Origin of the sequence: Stenotrophomonas sp. HMWF003 (assembly GCF_003061285.1) — a bacterium.
GTDB classification, from domain to species: domain Bacteria; phylum Pseudomonadota; class Gammaproteobacteria; order Xanthomonadales; family Xanthomonadaceae; genus Stenotrophomonas; species Stenotrophomonas maltophilia_AP.
The window spans coordinates 7,182-12,912 of sequence record NZ_QAIW01000163.1 but is presented as its reverse complement, the minus strand read 5'-3'; the positions used below and the strand labels follow the sequence as shown (position 1 = coordinate 12,912).

Here is a 5,731-nt window from a genome sequence, read left to right as displayed (position 1 = left end):
CCGCAGGTGCAGGTCACCCCGCGCTGGGACATGGCGACGCTGCCGGCGGTGTAGATCGCGCTGATCGAACCGCCTGCACTGAAGGGCCCCGAATGGGGCCCTTCGTATTTTTCCGGGTGCGCCTGCAAGAAGCGCGCCGCATCTGCCCCCGGTTCCCGGCACGTTCCGGCCCGCGCCGTTACCATGTTCGGCATCTTCCACGTGGCATGGCTATGGACAAGGTATTCATCGAAGGGCTCGAGATCGATGCCCTGATCGGCATCTACGACTGGGAACGGCGGATCCGCCAGACCCTGCGGTTCGACCTGGAAATGGGCTTCGACAACCGTCGCCCGGCGGCCAGTGACGACATTGCCGATACCCTCAACTACAAGGCCGTGAGCAAGCGCATCGAGCAGTTCGTGCGCGAGTCCGATTTCGGCCTGGTCGAAACCCTGGCCGAACGCATCGCCGAGATCGTGCTGCGTGAGTTCAAGGTGGAGTGGCTGCGCCTCAAGCTGAGCAAGCCCGGCGCCGTGCGTGGCGCGCGCGCGGTGGGCGTGATCATCGAACGCAGCGCGTCCTGACCGGGCGCTGCCCGGCAACCAGAAGCACCGTAGTGCCGGGCTCTGCCCGGCAACCCGACGCACCGTAGTGCCGGGCTCTGCCCGGCAACCCGACGCACCGTAGTGCCGGGCTCTGCCCGGCAACCCGAACTGGAGACCTCCCCAAGATGCTGGATGCAGTAGTAGCAACCCGTTGGCTGGACGACCTGCAGCGAACCCTCGAACCCTGGCCGTGGGCCTACACCGCCGCGGTGCTGTGCCTGCTGGCGCTGGCCGCCTGGCTGGCCAATTTCGTCACCAAGAAGATCCTGCTGCGTGGCCTGCGTGGGTTGATCAACCGGCTGCCCGGCGGCACCGCCCACGGTGGGCGCGGCAGCAACGTGATGCGGGTGGTGTCGCGGTTGTCCAACGTGGTGCCCAGCCAGGTCATCGCCGCCGGCATCACCGTGGTGCCCGACCTGCCCGCGCCGCTGGTGGCCTTCGTCATCGGCGCCTGCCAGGCGTGGGCGATCCTGACCGTGGCGCTGGCGATCTCGCATGCGCTGGACGCGGCCAACGACATCTACGAGCGCCGCCCCGACGCGCGCAACAAGCCGATCAAGGGCTACCTGCAGGTTGGCAAGATCGTCATCTTCGTCATTGCCGGGCTGTCGATCGTGGCCACCCTGGCCGGCGTGGACCTGCGCTACCTGGTTACCGGGCTGGGCGCGGCCACCGCGGTGCTGATGCTGATCTTCCAGGACACCATCCTGTCGCTGGTGGCCAGCGTGCAGATCAGCGGCGACGGCCGGGTGCGGCTGGGCGACTGGATCGAGATGCCCAGCCAGAACGCCGACGGCGACGTCATCGATATCGCGCTGCACACCATCACCGTGCAGAACTTCGACAAGACCATCACCACCATCCCGACCAAGAAGCTGGTCACCGAGTCGTTCAAGAACTGGCGCGGCATGCAGGAGGCCGGCGGACGCCGGATCAAGCGCGCGCTGTACCTGGACCAGCACAGCGTGGGCTTCGTCGACGCGACGCGGCTGGCCGAGCTGGAACAGTTCGCGGTGCTGGGGGAGTACCTGCGCGAAAAGCAGAGCGAACTGCAACAGTGGAACGCGCAGCTGCAGGCCAAGGGCGTGGCGGCGGTGAATGCGCGGCGGGTGACCAACCTGGGTACGTTCCGCGCGTATGTGGAGCGCTACCTGCGGCAGCATCCCGGCATCCATACGGACATGACGCTGCTGGTACGGCAGCTGCAGCCGACCACCGAAGGCCTGCCGCTGGAGATCTACTGCTTCACCCGCACCACCGCGTGGGGCGAGTACGAGGGCATCCAGTCGGATGTGTTCGACCACCTGCTGGCCACGCTGCCGGCCTTCGGGCTGCGCGTGTTCCAGGCCTCCAGCGATGCGATGTTGATGGCCGGCCAACAGCGTCTGGCCGCCGCGGAGTAAGCTCCTGTGCCCCCGCCACCGCGCTCACGGTGGTGGGGTTCTTCCCCCGGGGAAGAAAAATGAACGTCAAAATCATTCACAACGGGCCCGGGAACGCTAGAATCCTGGCCTTGTAAACGTTTTCATAAGGACAGCCGGTGGCCGCCGATCGTATCGAAACCCTCATTGCCAAGATGACCGTCGAAGAAAAAGTCGGCCAGCTGGGTGTGTTCGCCGACATGGTTCGGCCGTTCGCCCCGGACGTGAACCCGGAAGCCAACGTGCTCAACGCCGACCAGGTGCTGCAGCAGGTGCGCGAGGGCAAGGTGGGATCGCTGTTCAACGGCGTGGGCGTGGAAGCCGGCCGCCGCATCCAGCAGGTGGCGCTGGAAGAAAGCCGCCTGGGCATTCCGGTGATCCTGGCGGCCGATGTCATCCACGGCATGCGCACCGTGTTCCCGATCCCGCTGGGCGAAGCGGCCAGCTTCGAGCCCGACCTGGCCGAGCGCACCGCGCGCGCCACCGCGGTGGAAGCCACTGCGGCCGGCCTGCACTGGACCTACGCACCGGCGGTGGACATCGCGCGCGACCAGCGCTGGGGCCGCGGTGCCGAAGGTGCCGGTGAAGACGTGGTGCTGGGCTGCGCGTTCGCCGCTGCGCGCGTGCGCGGCTTCCAGGGTCCGGACCTGCGCGCCGCCGATGCGCTGCTGGCCACGCCGAAGCATTTCGCCGCCTATGGCGCGGTGATGGCCGGCATGGAATACAACATGGTCGACATCTCGCCGCAGACCCTGCGCGACGTGCACCTGCCGCCGTTCCAGGCCGCCTTCGAGGCCGGTGCGCTCACCGTGATGTCCTCCTTCAACGACATCAACGGCGTGCCGGCCAGCGCCAACGCCGAACTGCTCACCGACATCCTACGCGGCGAGTGGAAGTTCCCGGGCGTGGTGATTTCCGATTACACCGCCGACATGGAGCTGGTCGCCCACGGCTATGCCGCCGATGACCGCGACGCCACCGCCAAGGCGTTCACCGCCGGCCTGGACCTGAGCATGCAGAGCGGCTTCTACGCCGAGCACCTGCCGGGCCTGATCGAGAGTGGCGAGGTGCCGATGGCCACGCTGGACGAGTCGGTGCGCCGCATCCTGCGCCTGAAGGATGCGATCGGCCTGTTCGACGATCCCTACCGTTCGCTGGACCTGGACCGCGAAGCGTCCACCGCGCACATCGCCGAACACGATGCGCTGTCGCGCGATGCCGCGCGCCGTTCGATCGTGCTGCTCAAGAACACCGACGCGGTGCTGCCGCTGAAGAAGACCGGGCAGAAGATCGCGCTGATCGGCCCGTTCGTGCAGGACCGCGAGAACATCGAAGGCTGCTGGACCCTGTTCGGCGACAAGTCGCGCTATGTGAGCCTGGAGACCGGCGTGCGTGCGGCGATTGGCGACGAAGCGCTGCTGGAAATCGTGCCGGGCTGTGACCTGGAAGCGGCCGTGCAGGACGGCATCGAGCAGGCCGTGGCCGCTGCGCTGCGCGCCGACGTGGTGGTGCTGGCGCTGGGCGAACCGCAGCGGTACAGCGGTGAAGCGCAGTCGCGCGTGGAAATCACCCTGCCGCCGGCCCAGCAGGCGCTGGCCGAAGCGGTGGCCATGACCGGCAAGCCGCTGGTGGTGCTGCTGCGCAATGGTCGCGCACTGGCGCTGCAGGGCGCGGTGCGCAATGCACAGGCGGTGGCGATCACCTGGTACCTGGGCACCCAGACCGGTCATGCGGTGGCCGATGTACTGTTCGGCGACTACAACCCGTCCGGCCGCCTGCCCGTGAGCTTCCCGCAGGTGTCGGGCCAGCAGCCGTTCTTCTACAACCACCCGCGCACCGGTCGCCCGGAACTGCCGACCATGTCCGAGTTCAAGGCGCGCTGGCGCGAGATCCCGAACGAGGCGCTGTATCCGTTCGGGCATGGCGTGGGCTACACCACGTTCGGCTATGGCGTGCCGCAGCTGAGTGCCGAGAAACTCGGCTGGGACGACACCCTGACCATCACCACCACGCTCACCAACACCGGTGCGGTGGCGGGCGAGGAGGTGGTGCAGCTGTACATCCACGACCGCGTGGCCAGCCGCGTGCGGCCGGTGCGTGAGCTGAAGGCGTTCCGCAAGGTGGCGCTGCAGCCGGGCCAGAGCACCGAGGTGCAGTTCACCCTGGACCGCACTGCACTGGGCTTCACCGGCCGCGACGGCGTGTTCCGCGCCGAGCCGGGCCAGTTTGAGCTGTGGGTGTGTGCGTCGTCGGCGAGCGGCGAGCCGGTGATCTTCGAGCTGCTGGCCGGTTGATCCTGTGGGGGCATCGCCGCCGCCCCGGCGGTAGAGCCGACCGTTGGTCGGCTGCCCCAAACGCGTCGGTCTCCGCTTGACGGTAGCCGACCAACGGTCGGCTCTACCCCGGTTCTGTGGGCGTGGGGCCATCATGTGCGGTGGCGCAGGGTGTGCCGTCATCGGCGGCTGACGTTTGGGCGGGTACGCTGGCTGCCTTGCATAATCGTTGGAGCCCAGCATGCGCGCGATCCGAATCCTGCTTCCCACCCTGTTGCTGGCCGCGTGTTCGCAGCCGGCACCACCGGCGACCGATGCGGCTCCCGCGCCGACCTCACCGCCCACCACCACCGCCACGCCGAGCGAGGATGCGCCGGCGGCCGGCATGTCGCCCGATGCGGTGGCAACGCCGGCCGAAGCGGCTGCGCAGACCGCGCCCGCGGCTTCCGCACCGGATGCCAGCGCCGACAGCAGCGAGGGCGACGTTCGTCAGCGCATTGAACGCCTGCTCGGCGATGCGCCCCGCTATGAGGCGGTGTTCACTGCCTTGCAGAAAGGCGTGGCTGCGCATGATGCCAAGGCGGTGGCGGCCCTGCCGCTGTACCCGGTGAGCGTCAACGTGGGCGGCAAGAAGCGCAAGGTGGCCGACGCGGCCACCTTCGAGCGCGAGTACGACCGCATCATCACCGCCGACATCGCCAAGACCATCACCGAACAGAAATTCGACGATGTGTTCGTCAACTGGCAGGGTGTGATGCTGGGCAACGGCCAGGTCTGGATCAACGGCATCTGCCCGGCCAACGACTGCACCAAGGCCAAGGTCGGCATCGTGACCGTGCAGGACTGACCGGCGCGCATCAGCGGGGAACCGACCGCGGGTCGGTTCCTCATGCCTGCCTGATGCCCGTTGACCGATGCGCGGTGCCGCGCGGGTAGCGATCCTTGATCGCTACCCGCGCCGGTGACTACTGACGGTTGATCACACCCGGTAGGTACCGACCGTTGGTCGGTACGCGTTTATCCGGTACGCCCGTGACTCACCCCTTCGGGGTGAGCTTCAACAACCGGCCGTTCTTCCCGTCTTCCAGCAGCCAGATCGCGCCATCCGGGCCCTGTTCCACTTCGCGGATGCGCTCGCCCATGTCGAAGCGCTCGGCCTCGCGCGCGTTGTCGCCATCGAAGGCCACCCGCACCAGTGACTTGGACGACAGCCCGCCGATGAAGCCGCTGCCCTTCCACTGCGGGAACTGCGTACCGGTGTAGATGATGAAACCGGCCGGCGAAATCACCGGCGTCCAGGTCACCTTGGGCGCGGCGAATTCCGGGCGCGTGCTGTGGTCGGGAATGTCGCGCCCGTCGTAATGGTTGCCGTTGGACACGATCGGGTAGCCATAGTTGGCGCCGCGCTCGATCAGGTTGAGTTCGTCGCCACCGGCCGGGCCCATTTCGT

Annotated in this window: 6 protein-coding genes; 4 read left to right on the top strand and 2 right to left on the bottom strand. The window is 67.6% G+C overall.

What is annotated here, in order from left to right; genetic code table 11:
* The coding region (locus DBR34_RS21690) for a hypothetical protein (protein WP_219928225.1) at positions 1–194 on the bottom strand (194 nt) is incomplete at its 3' end.
* Positions 195–212: 18 nt separating this feature from the next.
* Between DBR34_RS21690 and folB the strand changes: the two genes are divergently transcribed.
* From folB to DBR34_RS21235, 4 genes are all read left to right on the top strand, one after another.
* The gene (folB, locus tag DBR34_RS06780) at positions 213–566 is read left to right on the top strand and encodes a dihydroneopterin aldolase (RefSeq protein WP_038690891.1); all 354 of its coding nucleotides are present in this window, start codon (positions 213–215) and stop codon (positions 564–566) included.
* 146 nt (positions 567–712) lie between these two features.
* The gene (locus DBR34_RS06775) at positions 713–1,990 is read left to right on the top strand and encodes a mechanosensitive ion channel domain-containing protein (protein WP_128096228.1); all 1,278 of its coding nucleotides are present in this window, start codon (positions 713–715) and stop codon (positions 1,988–1,990) included.
* A gap of 137 nt (positions 1,991–2,127) precedes the next feature.
* Positions 2,128–4,302, top strand: a complete 2,175-nt coding sequence (locus tag DBR34_RS06770) for a glycoside hydrolase family 3 N-terminal domain-containing protein (protein WP_128096227.1) — start codon at positions 2,128–2,130, stop codon at positions 4,300–4,302.
* Positions 4,303–4,522: 220 nt separating this feature from the next.
* A complete protein-coding gene (locus DBR34_RS21235) occupies positions 4,523–5,128 on the top strand; it encodes a hypothetical protein (protein ID WP_181393921.1) in 606 nt (201 codons plus the stop codon).
* 190 nt (positions 5,129–5,318) lie between these two features.
* Here the strand turns inward: DBR34_RS21235 and DBR34_RS22275 are convergent.
* A partial coding sequence (locus DBR34_RS22275) for a PQQ-dependent sugar dehydrogenase (protein ID WP_258223720.1) occupies positions 5,319–5,731 on the bottom strand: 413 nt, incomplete at its 5' end.